Source organism: Devosia sp. P1_H9, from assembly GCF_056405135.1.
Genome location: NZ_JBFUCQ010000012.1, coordinates 51,165 through 68,364, shown reverse-complemented (window position 1 = coordinate 68,364; position 17,200 = coordinate 51,165). Strand labels below are relative to the sequence as shown.

22 protein-coding genes are annotated in these 17,200 nt (G+C 65.3%); 8 read left to right on the top strand and 14 right to left on the bottom strand.

The genetic code is table 11. The annotated features are described in order from the left end of the window. Positions 1–19 precede the first annotated feature (19 nt). Positions 20–718 (bottom strand): orotidine-5'-phosphate decarboxylase, encoded by a 699-nt coding sequence (gene pyrF / locus AC1DYL_RS19620; RefSeq protein WP_477174459.1) that lies wholly within the window; start codon positions 716–718, stop codon positions 20–22. A gap of 125 nt (positions 719–843) precedes the next feature. On the opposite strand from pyrF, the gene AC1DYL_RS19615 reads away from it, so the two are divergent. Next, on the top strand, positions 844–1,296 hold the full coding sequence (locus AC1DYL_RS19615) for a MarR family transcriptional regulator (RefSeq protein WP_477174458.1): 453 nt from the start codon (positions 844–846) through the stop codon (positions 1,294–1,296). On the opposite strand, the gene AC1DYL_RS19610 is transcribed toward AC1DYL_RS19615, so the two are convergent. The 8 genes from AC1DYL_RS19610 to AC1DYL_RS19575 form a co-directional block, all read right to left on the bottom strand. Then, a complete protein-coding gene (locus tag AC1DYL_RS19610; protein WP_477174457.1) occupies positions 1,293–1,868 on the bottom strand; it encodes a histidine phosphatase family protein in 576 nt (191 codons plus the stop codon). The genes AC1DYL_RS19615 and AC1DYL_RS19610 overlap by 4 nt on opposite strands. 36 nt (positions 1,869–1,904) lie before the next feature. Then, on the bottom strand, positions 1,905–2,477 hold the full coding sequence (locus tag AC1DYL_RS19605; RefSeq protein WP_477174456.1) for an NADPH-dependent FMN reductase: 573 nt from the start codon (positions 2,475–2,477) through the stop codon (positions 1,905–1,907). Between the two features lie 60 nt (positions 2,478–2,537). Further along, positions 2,538–2,909 (bottom strand): VOC family protein, encoded by a 372-nt coding sequence (locus tag AC1DYL_RS19600; RefSeq protein WP_477174455.1) that lies wholly within the window; start codon positions 2,907–2,909, stop codon positions 2,538–2,540. A 102-nt stretch (positions 2,910–3,011) separates the two neighbouring features. Continuing rightward, the gene (dnaJ, locus tag AC1DYL_RS19595; protein ID WP_477151799.1) at positions 3,012–4,133 is read right to left on the bottom strand and encodes a molecular chaperone DnaJ; all 1,122 of its coding nucleotides are present in this window, start codon (positions 4,131–4,133) and stop codon (positions 3,012–3,014) included. Between the two features lie 147 nt (positions 4,134–4,280). Then, positions 4,281–5,312, bottom strand: coding sequence for an alpha/beta hydrolase (locus AC1DYL_RS19590; RefSeq protein WP_477174454.1), 1,032 nt, complete (start codon positions 5,310–5,312; stop codon positions 4,281–4,283). A 288-nt stretch (positions 5,313–5,600) separates the two neighbouring features. Further along, positions 5,601–6,053, bottom strand: coding sequence for a hypothetical protein (locus AC1DYL_RS19585; RefSeq protein ID WP_477151797.1), 453 nt, complete (start codon positions 6,051–6,053; stop codon positions 5,601–5,603). Between the two features lie 108 nt (positions 6,054–6,161). After that, the gene (gene dnaK, locus AC1DYL_RS19580) at positions 6,162–8,069 is read right to left on the bottom strand and encodes a molecular chaperone DnaK (protein WP_477174453.1); all 1,908 of its coding nucleotides are present in this window, start codon (positions 8,067–8,069) and stop codon (positions 6,162–6,164) included. 270 nt (positions 8,070–8,339) lie between these two features. Beyond that, positions 8,340–8,675, bottom strand: a complete 336-nt coding sequence (locus AC1DYL_RS19575) for a hypothetical protein (RefSeq protein WP_477174452.1) — start codon at positions 8,673–8,675, stop codon at positions 8,340–8,342. A gap of 202 nt (positions 8,676–8,877) precedes the next feature. Here AC1DYL_RS19575 and AC1DYL_RS19570 point away from each other — a divergent pair, with 202 nt between their 5' ends. From AC1DYL_RS19570 to AC1DYL_RS19555, 4 genes are read left to right on the top strand one after another with little or no spacing between them, the layout of a single operon-like run. Next, a complete protein-coding gene (locus tag AC1DYL_RS19570; protein ID WP_477174451.1) occupies positions 8,878–9,252 on the top strand; it encodes a hypothetical protein in 375 nt (124 codons plus the stop codon). A gap of 16 nt (positions 9,253–9,268) precedes the next feature. Next, the gene (gene pncA / locus AC1DYL_RS19565; RefSeq protein WP_477174450.1) at positions 9,269–9,901 is read left to right on the top strand and encodes a bifunctional nicotinamidase/pyrazinamidase; all 633 of its coding nucleotides are present in this window, start codon (positions 9,269–9,271) and stop codon (positions 9,899–9,901) included. Between the two features lie 8 nt (positions 9,902–9,909). After that, on the top strand, positions 9,910–10,263 hold the full coding sequence (locus tag AC1DYL_RS19560; protein WP_477174449.1) for a hypothetical protein: 354 nt from the start codon (positions 9,910–9,912) through the stop codon (positions 10,261–10,263). An 18-nt stretch (positions 10,264–10,281) separates the two neighbouring features. Further along, on the top strand, positions 10,282–10,635 hold the full coding sequence (locus tag AC1DYL_RS19555; RefSeq protein ID WP_477174448.1) for a hypothetical protein: 354 nt from the start codon (positions 10,282–10,284) through the stop codon (positions 10,633–10,635). An 11-nt stretch (positions 10,636–10,646) separates the two neighbouring features. Here AC1DYL_RS19555 and AC1DYL_RS19550 read toward each other — a convergent pair whose 3' ends face one another. From AC1DYL_RS19550 to hrcA, 3 genes are all read right to left on the bottom strand, one after another. After that, positions 10,647–11,390: a class I SAM-dependent methyltransferase gene (locus tag AC1DYL_RS19550; protein WP_477174447.1), complete on the bottom strand. Its 744-nt coding sequence runs from the start codon at positions 11,388–11,390 to the stop codon at positions 10,647–10,649. A gap of 76 nt (positions 11,391–11,466) precedes the next feature. Further along, a complete protein-coding gene (gene grpE / locus AC1DYL_RS19545; protein ID WP_477174446.1) occupies positions 11,467–12,090 on the bottom strand; it encodes a nucleotide exchange factor GrpE in 624 nt (207 codons plus the stop codon). Positions 12,091–12,182: 92 nt separating this feature from the next. Further along, positions 12,183–13,277: a heat-inducible transcriptional repressor HrcA gene (gene hrcA / locus AC1DYL_RS19540; protein WP_477174445.1), complete on the bottom strand. Its 1,095-nt coding sequence runs from the start codon at positions 13,275–13,277 to the stop codon at positions 12,183–12,185. Positions 13,278–13,382: 105 nt separating this feature from the next. On the opposite strand from hrcA, the gene rph reads away from it, so the two are divergent. Genes rph through hemW form a run of 3 tightly spaced genes read left to right on the top strand, consistent with a single transcriptional unit; the run spans position 13,383 to position 15,941 of the window. Beyond that, positions 13,383–14,096, top strand: coding sequence for a ribonuclease PH (gene rph, locus AC1DYL_RS19535; RefSeq protein WP_477174444.1), 714 nt, complete (start codon positions 13,383–13,385; stop codon positions 14,094–14,096). Next, a complete protein-coding gene (locus AC1DYL_RS19530) occupies positions 14,096–14,764 on the top strand; it encodes a non-canonical purine NTP pyrophosphatase (RefSeq protein WP_477174443.1) in 669 nt (222 codons plus the stop codon). The genes rph and AC1DYL_RS19530 overlap by 1 nt, the downstream gene beginning before the upstream one ends. Further along, the gene (gene hemW / locus AC1DYL_RS19525; RefSeq protein ID WP_477157430.1) at positions 14,754–15,941 is read left to right on the top strand and encodes a radical SAM family heme chaperone HemW; all 1,188 of its coding nucleotides are present in this window, start codon (positions 14,754–14,756) and stop codon (positions 15,939–15,941) included. Before AC1DYL_RS19530 ends, hemW begins: the two co-directional genes overlap by 11 nt. Here the strand turns inward: hemW and AC1DYL_RS19520 are convergent. Then, positions 15,930–16,412 (bottom strand): RrF2 family transcriptional regulator, encoded by a 483-nt coding sequence (locus AC1DYL_RS19520; RefSeq protein WP_477174442.1) that lies wholly within the window; start codon positions 16,410–16,412, stop codon positions 15,930–15,932. The genes hemW and AC1DYL_RS19520 overlap by 12 nt on opposite strands. Continuing rightward, positions 16,412–17,170: an SDR family oxidoreductase gene (locus AC1DYL_RS19515; RefSeq protein ID WP_477174441.1), complete on the bottom strand. Its 759-nt coding sequence runs from the start codon at positions 17,168–17,170 to the stop codon at positions 16,412–16,414. The genes AC1DYL_RS19520 and AC1DYL_RS19515 overlap by 1 nt, the downstream gene beginning before the upstream one ends. Positions 17,171–17,200: the final 30 nt, after the last annotated feature.

Here is a 17,200-nt window from a genome sequence, read left to right as displayed (position 1 = left end):
TATAGCCCAGCCGCTTCGCTCATGCCAGCCGGGTACCGCCGGCCATCTCGGCGAGGATCGCCTGCGCCGCGCTCAGCGGATGAGCCGCCGCGGTGATCGGGCGCCCGACCACCAGGTGGCTGGCGCCGGCTGCGAGGGCCTCGGCTGGGCCGGTGACCCGCTTCTGGTCATCATGCGTGCTGCCTGCTGGTCGGATGCCGGGGGTGACGATGGACATTTTCGGCCCCACGATCGAGCGCACCATCTCGGCCTCATGGGGCGAGCTGACCAGCCCGCCAATACCGGCGTCGCGCGCCTGTTGCGCCCGCAGAGCGACGAGCCCCGCCGTGTCGCGGGCAAAGCCGGCCTCGACCAGGTCGGCGTCGTCCATCGAGGTCAGCACCGATACGCCCAGCACGCAGAGGTCCGATCCGGCCGCGCCGCGCACGGCTGCGCGCATGCACTGCGGGTAGGCGTGGACCGTCACCATGGTGGCGCCGGTTTTCGCGATCGCCGCGACGCCCTTTTCGACCGTGTTGTCGATGTCGAGCATTTTGAGATCGAAGAACACCCGCCTGCCGGCGCTGAGCAGCGCCTTGCCGAGGTTCAGCCCATCGCCGCCGTAGAACTGCTGGTAGCCGATCTTGTAGAAATCGACCGAGTCGCCGAGCTGCGCGATCAAGCGTTCCGCCTCGTCTCGGGTGTCGAGATCGAGTGCGACGATCAGTGTGCCTGCCATCAGATGTCTCCGGATTTTCCGGTCAGTGCCACAGCCGGCCGAATCGGGCAAGCAGAAATGCCCGCTTGCGCCAAATGCTATGGCGCCATAGCGTCCGCGCAACGTAATGGAATCATAGACCAATCATGCAGCAGCAGGCGCTTTCCGCCATTGTCGCCTGGGTGCGGCTCGAGCGTGCCACCGAGGCCTTCCACGCCGACCTGAAGAAGCGCTTCGGCATCACCGGCTTGCAGCTGTCGGTGCTCCGCATCTGCGCCGAGCGGCCGCAACTGCCGCTGGCGGCGTTGAGGAAGGCACTGGTGATGCATCCGGCGACGCTCGGCCAATCGATCGACGAACTGCGCCGCATGGACCTGGTGACGGTGAAGACCGATCCGCGCGATCGGCGCGCCCGGCTGGTCGGGCTGACCGGGGCGGGCACGGAGCTGCTGTCGAGGGCGCCGCTCGCCGGCCCGACCCGGCTGCGCGAGGTCGATCACGACGTGGCGCGGCTCGACGGTCTGAAGCTGGCGCTTGAGGATGCCGTGGAGCTGTTCGGCCTCGGCGAATGGGCGCCCGGCCGGAAGGATCCGAGCTAAAGCCCGTCGATCGTCCCCGACAGCCCTTCCATTGGGATCCAGTCGGTCAGCAGCTTCTTGTCACTGAGCCGCACGACGAAGACATTGCCGCCGCCCGGATTGCCGATGCGGCGCTGGTCCTCGGACCGCGCGATGGTGAGATTGCCGAGGTGGCACTTCAGCAGCGTGCCCACCGCGCCGTGTCCGGTGAAGGCGATCGGCAGCGTTGGATCATGGCCGGCGAGCACTTCATTGAACGCGCCAACAACCCGCTTCTGTGCGTCCCGTGCCGTCTCCCAACCCTCGACCGACGCATCGGGGCGCGCGAACAGCGCGTCGGCCAATTGCTCGAACCGCGCCGCAGGAACAAAACCAGTACTGCTGCGGTCGTTCTCGCCGAACTTATCCCCGCTATCCACAAGCGCGCCACAGCCGGCGGCGAGAATCGCGGCGAGCTCGAGAGCCTTGGTTTCCGTGCTCGAGACGATGCGGGCCAGGCCATTCACCAGTGGGTGGTTCGCAAAACGTTCTGCTCGCGACCGTCCCAGCGCCGAGAGCCCCCAGCGCGGCGTCGGCACCTTGGGGTCGATCACCACCTCGGGGTGAGTAACGTATAGTGCGTACACCGGTCAGATGCCGCCGCGCGAGAAGTGGGTGAGCTCCTTCACCATCTGGCCGACCTTCCACTTGATGTTGGCCTCGTTCGGCTCGCCGTTCTCGTCGAACACAGCGGGATAGGGCCCGAGCCCGAGCAGCGTCGGCACCACCAGGGCGCCGATTTTGCTGAGGCTGTCGCGCAAGTGCGACAGCGCGAAGATCGTGGCGTACTTGCCGTCGCTCATCCCGCCGATGCCGAACACCGCGTGCTTGAACGGGTTCGGCTTCTCGCGGCTCACCCAGGACACGACATTGGCGATCAGCGGCGTGATCCCGCCATTGTATTCGGGGCTGATGATGAGGACGATGTCGTGGCTGCGGAACATGTCCGCAAGGCGCTTGGCCGCCTCCGGCGTTTCGCCGGCATCCTCGATGTCCTGGTTGAAGATCGGCATCTCGAAATCACGGAGATCGAGATCGGTGACGATCACGCCGGCTTCGCGGAGCTTTGCCGACATGTGCCGGCGTAGCGGCTCGTTGATGGCGTTCTTGCGGAGCGAGCCGCAGATGGTGATGGCGGTCTTGTGGGGAGGGGTATCGGTCATGGCGGCCGGACGCTAGCGGGCGTTTGGCGTTGGTGGCAAGCGCGACCGACAGCTTGAGCGTCAATTCTTGGGACGGGAGAAGATGTTGATGATGGCTCCGTCAGGATCGCGAAGCAGCATCGACCGGTTGCCCCAGGGCATGGTGGTTGGCTGCTGAACGATCTCTGCCAGCGCCGCGGTCCGCGCCAGCAGGCCGTCCACGTCATCGACCTGCAGCTCGAGTATCAGCGACCTGTTGGCCTGGGGAACGATCGCCCCGCCATTCACTCTTTCGATGATCTCGCGCGACGAGACGGCCAGCGTACAGCCATCAAGCCGGATTTCGACGAAGCCGGGAGCGAGCCTAGTCGGCTGCACACCGGTCAGCGCGGCATAAAAATCGACGAGCACGTCGAACTGATCGGTGACGACCCGCACGGAGGCAAACTTCATCTGGAGCACCTTGGGCTGAGGAGAACGGCACCAGTCCTAGACCGGGCGGATGCCAGTTTCTGTCAGCAGCCAACGCGCGAAGCGTCGCCGGCGGTCCAGGTGTCAGTTTTCGAACAGGCTCTTCAGCTTGGCGAAGAAGCCTTCGCTGGTGGGGGAGTTCTCGCGGGTCGATTCGCGTTCGAACTCCTCGAGCAGCTCGCGCTGGCGCTTCGACAGGCTCTGCGGCGTCTCGACGTCGAGCTGCACGTAGAGATCGCCAAAATCCTTGGAGCGGAGGATCGGCATGCCCTTGCCCTTGAGGCGGACACGCTGCCCGGGCTGGGTGCCGGTCGAGACTTTCACCCGGGCCCGTGCCGCATCGAGCGTCGGCACTTCGAACTCGCCACCGAGCGCCGCCGTCGTCATGGCGATGGGCACGCGGGCGTAGAGGTCGGCGCCGTCGCGCTGGAACAGGTCGTGCGGCTTGATCGAGATGAAAATGTAGAGATCGCCCGGCGGTCCGCCGCGCAAGCCTGCCTCACCCTCGTTGGCGAGCCGGATGCGGGTGCCGTCCTCGATCCCCTTCGGGATATCGACGCTCAGTGTCCGATTCTGCTGGCGGCGGCCCTGGCCACCGCAATCGGTGCAGGGCTGCTCGAGGATCTGGCCGCGGCCGTTGCAGATCGGGCAGGTCCGCTCGATGGTGAAGAAGCCCTGCGCCGCGCGCACCTTACCCTGGCCGTTGCAATGCCGGCAGGTCGACATGCCGGTGCCCGGCTTGGCGCCGGAGCCGTCGCAGGTCTCGCAGGCGGCGAGCGTCGGCACGTCGATATCGACGGTGCGCCCGGCAAATGCCTCCTCGAGGCTGATTTCGAGGTTGTAGCGCAGGTCCGAGCCGCGCAGGCGGGACTGGCCGCCACGGCCACGGCCGCCCATGAAGTCGCCGAAGATGTCCTCGAAGATATCGGACATCGACGAGGTGAACTCGGGCCCGAACCCGGCCGGACCGCGCCCGCCGTTCTCGAACGCCGCATGCCCGAAGCGGTCGTAGGCGGCGCGCTTCTGCGGGTCCTTCAGCGTGTCGTAGGCTTCGCTGATTTCCTTGAACTTATGTTCGGCGTCGGCGTTGCCCGGATTCCGGTCGGGGTGGAACTGCATCGCAAGCTTGCGGTAGGCGCCCTTGAGCACCGCTTCGTCGGCGCCTTTCGGGACCCCGAGCACTTCATAAAAATCGCGTTTCGCCAATCGGCCTTGTCCTTGGTTGCCTGCGCCCCGCATCAGGCATCCGGCCTAGATAAGTACTCTGGTGCGAGACGGCAACACTATCGAGGCCTGCGGGCTCGACGCACGTGCCCGCTGTGGCTTTTCCACCAGTCCGATGTAGGTGAACTGCTAGCCGCCGAATGCCGCGACCAGGTTCCGGCTCAACTGGCCCTGCGCGAACATCGCCTTGTTGACGATGCGATAGAGCCCGAAGAAGCCGTGCGTCACCCCTTCGTAGAGCGTCATGTCCACCCAGACGCCTGAGCGGCGCAGCGCATCGGCCAGCGCCTCGCCTTCCGAGCGCAACGGATCGACTTCGGCGAGGATGATCGTCGCGGGCGGCAGACCGGCAAGGTCGACCCGCCCGGCAATGTTCATCCGCGCGTCATGCGCGTCGTCCTTCTTGCGGAACAGCTTTCGCGCCGCCCATTCGAGCGTCACGGTGGAAAAGGGGAAGCTCTCGGCGTTCTGGAGGTGCGAGGGCAGGTCGAACAGCATAGCCGCCATCGGCGTCACGAGGCCGAGGTGGATCGGCAGCGGTTTCTCCTCTGCCCGCGCCCTGAGCGCCACGTTGACCGCCAGGTTCCCGCCCGAGCCCTCGCCGACGATCGCCGCGCGCTTCGTATCGCCGCCCAGTGATTCGGCATGCTCGAGGAGCCAACTCCAGGCCGCATAGGCATCTTCGTGCGCCGCCGGAAAGCGGTGTTCCGGAGCCTGCCGGTAATGCGCCGAGACCACGACCGCGCCGGTGCGGGCCGCGAGGGATCGCGGGGTCGCATCGTAGTTGTCCACATCGCCCAAGACGAACCCGCCGCCATGGAGGAACAGGATCATCGGCCTCAGGCCCATGACGATGTCGTTCTGCGGCACGTAGATACGGGCGCGGATGTCGTCCGTAGGACCGGGAATCAGCCGCATCTCCATACCGACGCCCATGTCGTCCACCTGATCGCGCAGGATCCGGCGCAGCGCCATGTCGAGCGTCGGCAGGGCCCGCGCTTCGGGCGAACGGCACTCATCGATGCGCTTGGCGCCCATCGATTGGAGCACCGTCAGCACGTGCCGCATGTCGGCATCAAGCCGCTCGGCCGGCTCCATTTCGGTCGCCGCCGCGTGAAGTCCGCCGTTCTCGGCGAACCTCCTCACCTCTACCGATGACATACAAAATCCTCTCGAGAGTCGCCGCCCAAACCTCGGAATCCCCGGCCCTGGGTAATCCTCGGTCCCTTACGGGCGCCCCGCTGCTGACGGTCGCGGCGCCCACTTTCGAACGGCAGCGAGTCTAGTTGCCGATGTGAAGACATTTAGGCGGGGGTGCGGCAGGATTTAGAAAAAGCCGGAATCGGGCGATGCCGGTCAAAATAAAACAAAGACCCCGGATCGCTCCAGGGCCTTAAAAGATAAGCTGATTCACGTGAAACGCGAGGCCTATGCCACTCGCGGAGTTGCTTATGCCACCTGTTCGCGGGTGATGCCGTGCGCGGCAAGCTTGGCGGCAGCGTTGGCCACCGCTTCCACCGAGAACTTGTCGGCATGGCGCACGACGATCGCTTCGCCGCTGAGTTCGGCCCGCTGGTGCTCGACGAGGCTGTCGAGGCCTTCGGTCGGGTTGGGGTCCATCGCCCAATCGCCGAGGCAGCGGATCGCGCCGTACTTCTTGTGCTTGGTGCGGGTACCGGCGAGCCGTGTGGTCTTGCCGCTGGCTTCGGTCTTCACCTCTTCGGCGTAACTGACCGCGGTCCAGAACTCGCGCTCGAGCGGGTCACGGAACGGCAGGCCGGCGAGTTCGGCGATCCGCATGCGGATCTGGAACGCGTAGTCGTCGTGCCCGAGCCGGCGGGCGTTGGCCATCAATTTCCGGAGCTTTTCCGGTTCGGAGAATTTGCTGAGATCTGGGAACATTCATATCCCTATCACATCGGCAAACAAAAAGGGCCCGGCAATCGCCGAGCCCTCGAATCAATCTTGCGGGTGTCGTTAAGCCGACTTCTTGTCGTCCCATCGGCCTCCTTAGGCCGACTTCTTGTCGTCCTTGACCTCTTCGAACTCGGCGTCGACGACATCGTCGTCGGCCGGGTTGTCGCCGCCTTCGGCCTTGGCCTCGGCTTCCGCCTGGCTCTGCTTGTACATCGCCTCGCCCAGCTTCATCGAAGCTTCGGCCAGCGTCGCGGATTTCTCCTTGATCGCATCGGCGTCGTCGCCCTCGAGCACAGCCCTCAGATCGGTGATCGCCGTCTCGATGGCAGTCTTTTCTTCGGCGGTGACCTTGTCGCCATAGTCCTTCAGCGACTTCTCGGTCGAGTGGATCAGCGACTCGCCCTGATTCTTGGCCTCGACCGCCTCACGCTTCTTCTTGTCGGCGTCGGCGTTCTGCTCGGCTTCCTTGACCATGCGCTCGATATCGGCGTCCGAAAGGCCACCCGAGGCCTGGATGCGGATCTGCTGCTCCTTGCCGGTGCCCTTGTCCTTGGCCGAAACGTTGACGATGCCGTTGGCGTCGATGTCGAACGTGACTTCGATCTGCGGCACGCCGCGCGGCGCCGGGGGAATGCCGGCGAGGTCGAAATTGCCGAGCAGCTTGTTGTTGGCGGCCATCTCGCGCTCGCCCTGGAACACGCGGATGGTTACCGCGTTCTGGTTGTCCTCGGCGGTCGAGAAGGTCTGGCTCTTCTTGGTCGGGATCGTGGTGTTGCGGTCGATCAGGCGGGTGAACACGCCACCCAGCGTCTCGATGCCGAGGCTGAGCGGGGTCACGTCGAGCAGCAGCACGTCCTTGACGTCGCCCTGCAGCACGCCGGCCTGGATGGCGGCGCCCATGGCGACCACTTCATCCGGGTTCACGCCCTTGTGTGGCTCCTTCCCGAACAGCTGCTTCACGACTTCCTGGACCTTGGGCATGCGGCTCATGCCGCCGACCAGCACCACTTCATCGATCTGCGCAGCCGAAACGCCCGCGTCCTTGAGGGCCTGGCGACACGGATCGACCGTCTTCTGGATCAGGTCGTCGACGAGGCTCTCGAGCTTGGAGCGGGTGAGCTTCAGCGTCAGGTGCTTCGGGCCCGATGCGTCGGCGGTGATGAAGGGCAGGTTGATTTCGGTCTGGGTCGAGCTGGAGAGCTCGATCTTCGCCTTCTCGGCCGCTTCCTTCAGGCGCTGCAGCGCGAGCTTGTCGCTCCTGAGGTCGATGCCCTGGTCCTTCTTGAACTCGGCCGCCAGGTAATCGACGAGGCGCATGTCGAAGTCTTCGCCGCCGAGGAAGGTGTCGCCGTTGGTCGACTTCACCTCGAACACACCGTCGCCGATTTCGAGCACGGAAATATCGAAGGTACCGCCGCCCAGGTCATAGACCGCGATGGTGCCGGTGTTCTTCTTGTCGAGCCCGTAGGCGAGCGCTGCCGCCGTCGGCTCGTTGATGATGCGGAGCACTTCCAGGCCGGCGATCTTGCCGGCGTCCTTGGTGGCCTGCCGCTGCGAATCGTTGAAGTACGCCGGAACGGTGATCACCGCCTGCGTGACGTTCTCGCCGAGATACGACTCGGCGGTTTCCTTCATCTTGGTCAGGATCATCGCCGAGACTTCCGAGGGAGAGTACTTCTTGCCCTCGACCTCGACCCAGGCATCGCCGTTGTCGGCGTTGACGATCTTGAAGGGCACGAGGCCCTTGTCCTTTTCCACCATCGGGTCGTTGTAGCGCCGGCCGATCAGGCGCTTTACCGCGAACAGCGTGCCTTCCGGGTTGGTGACCGCCTGGCGCTTGGCCGGCTGGCCGACGAGCCGCTCGCCGTCCTTGGTGAACGCAACCATGGAGGGCGTGGTGCGTGCGCCTTCCGCATTCTCGATGACCTTGGGGGTCGCGCCGTCCATGACTGCGACGCAGCTGTTGGTCGTACCCAGGTCGATTCCGATGACTTTACCCATTACCTACTGCCTCTTTCCTGGCGAACCCGGATGAAACCCCATCCGGCAGTTCCTGATCCCTCGTCGGGTGTCCGGGTTCCCGCGTTGAAACTGACCCGTCGCCGGGCCTTGAGCGCTATATAGGAGGGGGTTTTTGGGGGTGCAAGCGCAGTCCGGGCACAAAGTCCCGGCTTTCGGGTGGAACACACCACGTAGGAGGTGCTTCAGCGGCCCCGATTGTACAGAAACCAACGGTGGAGAGCGCAGCTACGCTGCGCCCTCCGGCAGGCCTTACGTCGCGTCGCTCAGCGTGTATTCGCCCAGCTCGCAGAGGTCGACGCCCGGCTCGATGAACTCGGAATCGTCCTCCAGCACGAATTTCATGTCGTAGACGCACTGCTCGCGGCCATCGCCGATGGTGACGTCGACGAAGTTGCCGGCCGGCAGGTACTTGTCGGCGAACACGTCTTCTTCCCAGCTGTCCACATCGGCCGGCGAGGTGAAGAGGCTCTTCACCGCATAGGACGAGTTGTTGGTCAGCTTGAAGGTCAGGTCTTCGGCCAGCGCCGCGCCAGGCAGCGCGACCAGCAGCAGCGCCACGGCGCCGCCCAGGATCGACAGTTTCAATTTAGCCCCCAGTTCTGGCGCGCGGGAGTCGCGGCGCCGGGCTTTCGCTTAGCATTTTAGTCCGATAAGCCTCAAAGGCCCGATATCGCCGTGGTTAGAGAAATCTCACCATCAGCCGCGCGGCGGTGCGCCGACGCGGCTTGTCGTTGCGGCCCCGGTTATGGTCTAAGAAGCGCTCGTTGCCGCCCTGGGGAACGCGACTATGCTGAGGTTCCTTGTCATCGCCCCGCTCCTCGCGGCCCCGTTGCTCCCCCTCGCCGCGATGGCGCAGGAGGTGCCGTCCGAGGCGCAGATGGACATGTGGTGCGGCACCGCATTCGAGTTGATGACCCGCGACGCACCGGCTGACGCCACGCCCGAAAAGCTGGCCTCCGCCAAGGTCTATGCCGATGGCGGCCAGTTGCTGCTGCAGCGCGCCATCCCGATCTACCTCGAAGCCGGCTATACCGACGAGGCACTGGCCGACTATCGCCAGGACCTCGAAAATTCCATCGGCCGCGTGGTCAACGGCTCGGCTCGCGCCAATGACGACGCTGCTTTTTCATTTCAGGATTGTTCGGCCCTGATCGGCCAATGAGATAGACAAGACCCGCATGGCCTTTACCCCCCGCTCCGACGACCTCTTCCTCGTGGTCGACCTGCAGTATGATTTCCTCCCGGGCGGCAAGCTTGCCGTCGCCGGTGGCGACGAGATCATCATCCCCATCAACCGGCTCGGCCGTCGCTTCGAAAACGTCGCGATGACCCAGGACTGGCACCCGCGCGGCCACATCTCGTTCGCCTCGACGCACCCCGGCGCCACGCCGTTCGAAATCATGGAGCTGCCTTATGGCCCGCAGGTGCTGTGGCCCGACCATTGTGTGTGGGACACACACGGCGCCGAGTTCTCCGCCGATGTCGAGCTGCCTCACACCCAGCTGGTGATCCGCAAGGGCTACCACGAGGTGGTCGATTCCTATTCCGGCTTCCAGGAAGCCGACAGGAAGACCAAGACCGGGCTCGAAGGGTACCTGCGCGAGCGCAAATTCAAGCGGCTGTTCATTGCCGGTCTCGCCACCGATTTCTGCGTAAACTGGACCGCGGTCGATTCGGCCCATGCCGGTTTCGAGACCTACGTGATCGAGGACGCCTGCCGCGCCATCGACACCTCGGGCTCGCTGGCCCAGGCCTGGACCGACATGACCGCCGCCGGGGTCAAGCGGATCGTCGCCGGGGACATCGCCTGAGGGTTGAGATGCGAAGGGTCGTTCTGGGGTTGCTGCTGATCGGACTGTGGAGCCTGCCGGCCATCGCCGCCGAGCCGTCACCCGCCGCTGACCGGCTGCTCTGGTGCGGCAGCGCCTTCTTCTGGCTCGCCACCGACGCCTACGATTCGGGCGAGGACGCCGAAGCCCAGCAATACGAGGCCTGGTCCGACGACCTCGCCGGCCGCGCCCACATGATGCTGGAAGCGGAAGGCAACGACGACAACGCCATCACCGCGCTGCGCGACGCCTATGACAGCCGCGTCGTCGACGAGATGGGGAAGCCCGGCGCGAAGTATGATGTGACGACGTGCCCGGACCTGGTGGTTTCGGCAGCGAACTGAACCATCGGGGGAATTCATATGCGCCTGGCCGTCCTAGCCGCCGTTTCCGTGGCTCTCCTGATTGCCACTCCGGCACTTGCGAAGTCCGCCCCCAAGCAGACCGAACGCGCGCTCTATTGCGGTTACAGCTTCCTGCTCGAGGCCGCCGACCTGCGCGCAGCAGGCAAGAATGCGGCCGCCCGAAAGGTCAAGGAGGAGGGTGAGCTCGACATCAAGTTCGCGGTAGCGCGCCTCCACTGGGAAGATTTCTCTGAGGCGGAGATCAGCAAGCTGAAGCAGAAGTTCGAGACGCAGGTGGCCAAGGACCGAGCCAAGGGTAAGCTCAAGTTCAAGGGGGCCCAGTGCACCCCCGACGCAGTCATGAACGCCTGAGCCGCTACGCCCTACGCCGCCGTGCAAACACAGACCTGCCGCCGGCTGCCCGCTGTCAGTGCACCCCGGTTGAAATCCCCATACCGCTCCACTAGCCGCAGCCCGCCTGAGGCGAGCAGCAGCGGCAGCTCCTGCGGAAAGATCTGCCGTAGTTCGAGCGGGGTGTGGCGGAAATCCTTGCGGTCGACGGTGGACCAGTACCAGTCGGCGTGGCTCACCTGGGTGATCGGATCGTAGGCAATCGTCTCCTCAATGGTGACTTCACCTAGACGCGGGTGCGCGAACGTGCCCAGCAGCTCACGCCGCCCAGCCGGCAGGCTGAGCAGGCGCTGGTTCGGCACGAACACGTCGAGTACCAGCCGCCCGCCCGGCGCAAGATGCTGGCGGATGACCGAGAAGGCGCGGGCGAAGTCGGCGCGCGAGTGGAGGTGCATCAGCGAGTTGGCCGCGATGACGATCGCGTCAAAGTGCCGGCCGAGCACGAAATCACGCATGTCGAGCTGAAGGAACTCCGCCGACACACCGCGTTCGGTCGCGGCGGCTCGGGCCCGCGACAGCATGGTTTCGGACAGATCGCCCCCGGTCACCAGCGCTCCGCTTGCCGCCAGCGGCACTGTGAAGCGGCCCGACCCGCAGGCGAGTTCGAGCACGCGCTGCCCCGGTCCTCCTGCCGCTTCGACGTAGAAGCGCTCCATCGCGGCATCCGGCGGCGCCACGAGATCGTAGAGATCGGCGTCGTCGTAAAGGCTGTCCATCGCGCTCCTCCTTCGCAACCGGGCAACAAAAAAGGGCGCCGGAGCGCCCTTCTCGACATCACCGAATAAGGTGAGATCAGACGCTCTTGTCCACTGCGCCCTCGGCCGGGGCACCGTTGGCGCCGCCGCCCTTGGCGATGCCGACCATGGCCGGACGCAGCACCCGGTCGCCGATGGCGAAGCCGGCCTGCACCACCTGCACCACGGTGCCTTCGGGGCGCGACGGATCGGGAACCTCGAACATCGCCTGATGCTTGTGCGGATCGAACTTCTGGCCTTCCGCCTCGATCGGCTTGACGCCGTGCTTGGCGAGCAGCCGCTGCATCTCGCGCTCGGTCATCTCGATGCCTTCGATCAGCGAGCGGACCGTCGGGTCGGCGCTGTCACGGGCTTCGGCCGGCAGCACCATCAGGGCGCGGGAAAGCGAATCGGTCGCCGTCAGCATGTCGCGGGCAAAGCCGGCGATGGCATAGGACCGCGTGTCGCCGATCTCGCGCTCGGTGCGCTTCCTGAGGTTTTCCATCTCGGCGATGGTGCGCAGCAGCTTGTCGCGCAGGTCGCCGTTCTCCGCCTTGAGGGCGTCGATCGGATCGGGCGTCGCTGCCGTCTCGGCGGTCTTGTCTTCTGGCGTCGTGCCCTGGGCTTCGGTCGCGGTGGAAGCGGCCTTGTCGTCCTCGGGCTTGCTCGTATCGTCGTTCATTGGGACCTTGGATTTTGTCGCTGATCGCGTTTGCCCCGCATATCGGCCAATGAGCGATAAGATTCAAGCCTTGGAAAGGTTCCGGTGCGGTGTCAGCCCTTCCGGGCCATCATGGCGGAGACGACATTGGCGGTATAATCCACCACCGGCACGATGCGCGCATAATTCAGCCGCGTCGGCCCGATGACGCCGAGCACGCCCACCACTTTCTGGTTGGCATCCTTGTACGGGCTGAGGATCACCGACGAGCCGGAGAGCGAGAACAGCTTGTTCTCCGAGCCGATGAAGATCTTCACCCCCTGCGCCGTCTCGGTATCCCCCAACAGTTCGATCAGCCCGTCGCGGCTCTCGAGCTCGTCGAACAGCTGCCGTACCCGGCTCAGCTCCTCCGACGCCATGGTGTCGTTGATCAGGTTGGCCCGGCCGCGCACGATCACCGTCGGTGGCGAAGCGCTGCCCGAGCCCGAGAGCGTCGCGAGCCCGGCATCCACCAGCTTGTGCGTCAGCTCGTCGAGCTCATGAACGGTGGCTTCGCGCTGCGTCTGCAGGGCCTTGCGGGTCTCGTTCAGCGTCTTGCCCACCGCGAAATGCGCCAGGTAGTTCGAGGCCTGCGTCAGGGCGCTCGCCGTCAGCCCGGGCGGCAGCGGCAGCACGCGGTTTTCCACCGAGCCGTCCTCGCCCACCAGCACCACCATGGCGCGTTCGGCATCGAGTCGGATGAACTCGATATGCTTCAGCACCAGGTCGGATTTCTGCGCGATCACCACGCCGGCGCCATGGCTCAGCCCGCTTAGCAGCTGGCTCGCCTCGGTGAGCAGGTCCTCGACCTGCCCGTGAACCGCCGGCCCCTGGAACTGCTTGGCGATCGCCGCCTTCTCGTCTTCGTTGACCGCGCCGACTTCCAGCATCGCATCGACGAAGAACCGCAATCCCTGCTGCGTCGGCAGCCGGCCGGCCGAGGTGTGCGGTGAGGCGATCAGCCCCAAATCCTCGAGATCGGCCATCACGTTGCGCACGGAAGCCGGGCTCAACCCGACGCTCAGCATCCGCGCCAGGTCGCGCGACGCCACCGGCGTGCCGGTGTCGAGATAGCGCTCCACCAACTTGCGGAAGATGTCCTGGCTGCGGGCGTTGAGCACTGCGAGCACGTCTTCGGGAGCTTTTGCGCGATCTGCCATGTTCACCATTTAGGCGGAAAGGCCTGTGTCGCCAAGCGACCGCTGCTTGTTCGGGGGGACGGTCAGGGTTAAGAGGCGGTTAACAGCATTTCCAAGAACGAGTGATTTGACCATATGCGCCCTTCCGGACGCCAGCCAGACCAGATGCGGGCCGTAACGCTCGAACGCAATGTCGCTCCCAAGGCCGAAGGCAGCTGCCTCGTCAGCTTCGGTTCGACCAAGGTGTTCGTCACCGCCAGCGTCGAGACCACGCTCCCCTCCTGGCGCCGCAGTTCCGGCATGGGCTGGGTCACCGCCGAGTACGGCATGCTGCCGCGTGCCACCGGCTCGCGCACCAAGCGCGAGGCTGCTCAGGGCAAGCAGAGCGGACGTACGCAGGAAATTCAGCGGCTGATCGGCCGCAGCCTCCGCGCCGTGGTCGACATGCAGGCGCTGGGCGAGAACCAGATCACCCTCGATTGCGACGTGCTGGAGGCCGATGGCGGCACCCGCACCGCCTCGATCACCGGCGCCTACATCGCGCTGGCCGATGCCATCAAGTGGCTCGAGGCTCGCGGCCTCACCAAGGGTCCCGTGCTGCGCGATTCGGTCGCCGCCATCTCCTGCGGCATCTATCGCGGCGCCCCGGTGCTCGACCTTGATTATCTCGAGGATGTGGAGGCGCACACCGACGCCAATTTCGTCATGACGGGGACCGGCAAGTTCGTCGAGATCCAGGGCACTGCCGAGCAGGTGCCGTTCAGCCGCGATGAGCTCAACAGCCTGATGGCGCTGGCCGAGCAGGGCATTGGCGAACTCACCGCCCTGCAGAAGGCGGCACTCGTCTGATGGCGGACAAGCTCACATTGCGGCGCGGCGACCGGCTGGTGCTGGCGACCCACAATGCGGGCAAGCTCGCCGAGTTCAAGGAACTGCTGGCGCCGTTCGGGCTCGACCTCATGTCGGCCGGTGAACTCGGCCTGCCGGAACCGGAAGAGACAGGCACCACCTTCATCGAGAACGCCCGCATCAAGGCGCATGCCGCCGCGGCCGCTGCCAACAACATCGCCCTCGCCGACGATTCCGGCCTCTCGGTCAATGCCATCGGCGGCCAGCCCGGCGTCTATACGGCCAACTGGGCCGGCTCCAGCGCCCATGGCGGCCGCGACTACATGGTCGGCATGCGCCGCGTCGAGGACGCGCTGCAAGGCGTCGGCGCCAGCACGCCGGGCGAGCGCCGCGGCAGTTTCAACGCTACGCTCTGCCTCGCCCACCCCGACGGGCGCGAGGTAATCTACGAGGGCAAGGCAGAGGGCACGCTGGTCTGGCCGCCGCGCGGCGACAAGGGCTTTGGGTTCGATCCCGTCTTCATGCCCGACGGCTACGACATCACCTTCGGTGAGATGCCGTCCGAGGCCAAGCACTCCTGGTCGCCAGGCAAGGTTGGCCTCAGCCATCGTGCCCGCGCCTTCGCCAAGTTCGTCGATGATGCACTGGGAGGCGGCGTTGAGCACTGAAACGTTCGGCCACAACTCCGTCGATCCGCGCTCCAACGGCCTGTTCGGCGTCTACGTCCACTGGCCCTTCTGCGCCGCCAAGTGCCCGTACTGCGATTTCAACTCGCACGTGCACCGCGGCGAGTTCGATGAACAGACCTATGTCGAGTCCTACGCGGCCGAGCTGGCGCATTTCGCCAAGCAGACGCCGGGCCGGACAGTGCAGTCGATCTTTTTCGGCGGCGGTACGCCGTCGCTGATGGACCCGCGCTCGGTCGAGGGCATCCTGAACGCCATCTCGAAGCATTGGGTCATCGACCCGCGCGCCGAGATCACGCTTGAAGCCAACCCGACCTCGGTCGAGGCCGATCGCTTCCGTGGCTATCGCTCCGCCGGCGTCAACCGCGTCTCGCTCGGGGTGCAGTCGCTGCGCGAGGGGCCGCTGGCCGAACTGGGCCGCCGCCACACCGTCGATGAAGCCATCGCCGCGGTGCGACTGGCGCAATCGATCTTCCCGCGTACCAGCTTCGACCTGATCTATTCCCGCCCGCGCCAGACGCTCGACGAGTGGCAGGATGAGCTGACCGAGGCGCTGTGGCTGGCGCAGGGGCACCTGTCGCTCTACCAGCTCACCATCGAGATGGGCACGCGCTACTACGACCTGTTCCGCGCCGGCAAGCTCAAGATGCCGAGCGAGGACCTGAGCGCAGATTTCTACGAGATGACGCAGGAATTGACCCACAATGCGGGCCTGCCAGCCTATGAAATCTCGAACCATGCGCGCCCCGGCCAGGAGAGCCGCCACAACCTGATCTACTGGCGCTATGGCGAGTATGTCGGCGTCGGCCCCGGCGCCCATGGCCGGCTGTTGATCAACAACCAGCGCCATGCCACGGCGACCGAAAAGATGCCGTTCGACTGGCAGAAGCGCGTGCAATCACGCGGCCACGGCATGGTCACTGACGACATCCTGACCTGGGAAGAAGAAGGCGACGAGCTCCTGGTGATGGGCCTTCGGCTGCGCGAAGGCATCGACCCGCGCCGCTTCCAGAAAATCTCCGGCCGCGCCATTTCCGAACGCCAGATCAACGAGTTGAAGTCGATCGGCTTCGTCGAGACGCTGCCCAACGGCTTCATCCGCGTCACCGACAAGGGCTGGCCGGTGCTCGACGCGGTGGTCGCGGATCTAGCGGCCTAGCACCCACTCGAAGCTCTTTGCCCAAAGATCGGGCGGGATGTCGGCTTCCAGCGTTTTCACCAGCTTCGCGATCGGCACGCCGCGCAACGTGTCCCGCCATGCCCGGTCGGCCTCCCACATCACCCGCGAGACGGCGCAGGGTTTCGAGTCGCAATAGCCCTCAGGCCGGCACGGGTTGTTCTGGCGGATCTGAGTGCAGACGAAGGTGGAGCCCGGTCCCTCCACCGCTTCGACTACCTCGAGGAAAGTGATATCGGCCGGCGCTTTCGCCAGCCGATATCCACCTGAGGGCCCCAGCGTGCTCTCGACGATGCCGGCATTGGACATCGCCTGCAGGGCCTTCGAGAGATACTCCTTCGGCACGCCGTGGAACTCCGCCAGCACCTTGGTCGCAAGGTACCGGTTCGCCGGAAGACCGGCGAGGATGGCGCAACAATGGAGCGCCCACTCTACCTGGCTCTTGAGCTGCATCAGGTTCGCGGCGCGAAAGCTGTCTTCAACCAGGTTTCGAACCCGGTCGGCGTCTTCTGGTAGGCACCCTGTGGCACCAGCGACTTCTCGCTGAGTTCGGTGCCGAAGTACTTGGCGTGCGGGTCGCCAACCACAGTGCGCTTGTCGCCGGCCGCTATGAGGTAGCGCTGCACCAGCGTGCTCAGCGGAAATGCCTCCGGCCCGCCGATCTCGCTGGTGCCGTTGAGCGGCGCCTTGAGCGCGATCTCGGCCACTGCGGCCGACAGGTCGATTGCCGCCACCGGCTGCACCAGAGCCGAGGAGAGTGTGATGCTGTCGCCCTCGCCGGCCGAGTTGGCAATTCCCTTGAGGAACTCGAAGAACTGCGTCGAGCGGAGGATTGTGTACGGAACCCCGCCGGCCTTGATCACCGCTTCCTGCGCCACCTTGGCGCGCATGTAGCCGCTGTCCGGCAGCAGGTCGGTGCCGACGATCGACAGCGCCACGTGATGCTTCACGCCGGCGGCCAGTTCGGCGGCGACCAGGTTGCGGCCGGAGGTGGTGAAGAAATCCAGCACCGCCTGGTCCTCGAACGAGGGCGAGTTGGAGAGATCAACCAGCACGTCGGCACCCTTGAGCACCTCGGCCAGGCCCTCGCCGGTCAGCGTGTTCACCCCCGACGCCGGCGAAGCGGCGATCGCCTCGTGCCCCTTGGCAGCCAGCCCGCTCACCACCCGTGAGCCGATAAGCCCGGTTCCGCCGATCACCACAACCTTCATCGCCATCTCCTAATTGAGGACATTACGCAT

Excerpts from the sequence above, each read along its gene's own strand:
- hrcA (WP_477174445.1), bottom strand. The coding sequence starts at position 13,277 with ATGGTGAACATGGCAGATCGCGCAAAAGCTCCCGAAGACGTGCTCGCA.
- AC1DYL_RS19520 (WP_477174442.1), bottom strand. The coding sequence starts at position 16,412 with ATGCAGCTCAAGAGCCAGGTAGAGTGGGCGCTCCATTGTTGCGCCATC.
- rph (WP_477174444.1), top strand. The coding sequence starts at position 13,383 with ATGCGCCCTTCCGGACGCCAGCCAGACCAGATGCGGGCCGTAACGCTC.
- AC1DYL_RS19515 (WP_477174441.1), bottom strand. The coding sequence starts at position 17,170 with ATGAAGGTTGTGGTGATCGGCGGAACCGGGCTTATCGGCTCACGGGTG.
- AC1DYL_RS19615 (WP_477174458.1), top strand. The coding sequence starts at position 844 with ATGCAGCAGCAGGCGCTTTCCGCCATTGTCGCCTGGGTGCGGCTCGAG.
- AC1DYL_RS19550 (WP_477174447.1), bottom strand. The coding sequence starts at position 11,390 with ATGGACAGCCTTTACGACGACGCCGATCTCTACGATCTCGTGGCGCCG.
- AC1DYL_RS19600 (WP_477174455.1), bottom strand. The coding sequence starts at position 2,909 with ATGAAGTTTGCCTCCGTGCGGGTCGTCACCGATCAGTTCGACGTGCTC.
- AC1DYL_RS19585 (WP_477151797.1), bottom strand. The coding sequence starts at position 6,053 with ATGTTCCCAGATCTCAGCAAATTCTCCGAACCGGAAAAGCTCCGGAAA.
- AC1DYL_RS19605 (WP_477174456.1), bottom strand. The coding sequence starts at position 2,477 with ATGACCGATACCCCTCCCCACAAGACCGCCATCACCATCTGCGGCTCG.
- dnaK (WP_477174453.1), bottom strand. The coding sequence starts at position 8,069 with ATGGGTAAAGTCATCGGAATCGACCTGGGTACGACCAACAGCTGCGTC.
- pncA (WP_477174450.1), top strand. The coding sequence starts at position 9,269 with ATGGCCTTTACCCCCCGCTCCGACGACCTCTTCCTCGTGGTCGACCTG.
- AC1DYL_RS19530 (WP_477174443.1), top strand. The coding sequence starts at position 14,096 with ATGGCGGACAAGCTCACATTGCGGCGCGGCGACCGGCTGGTGCTGGCG.
- AC1DYL_RS19590 (WP_477174454.1), bottom strand. The coding sequence starts at position 5,312 with ATGTCATCGGTAGAGGTGAGGAGGTTCGCCGAGAACGGCGGACTTCAC.
- pyrF (WP_477174459.1), bottom strand. The coding sequence starts at position 718 with ATGGCAGGCACACTGATCGTCGCACTCGATCTCGACACCCGAGACGAG.
- grpE (WP_477174446.1), bottom strand. The coding sequence starts at position 12,090 with ATGAACGACGATACGAGCAAGCCCGAGGACGACAAGGCCGCTTCCACC.
- AC1DYL_RS19570 (WP_477174451.1), top strand. The coding sequence starts at position 8,878 with ATGCTGAGGTTCCTTGTCATCGCCCCGCTCCTCGCGGCCCCGTTGCTC.
- AC1DYL_RS19555 (WP_477174448.1), top strand. The coding sequence starts at position 10,282 with ATGCGCCTGGCCGTCCTAGCCGCCGTTTCCGTGGCTCTCCTGATTGCC.
- AC1DYL_RS19560 (WP_477174449.1), top strand. The coding sequence starts at position 9,910 with ATGCGAAGGGTCGTTCTGGGGTTGCTGCTGATCGGACTGTGGAGCCTG.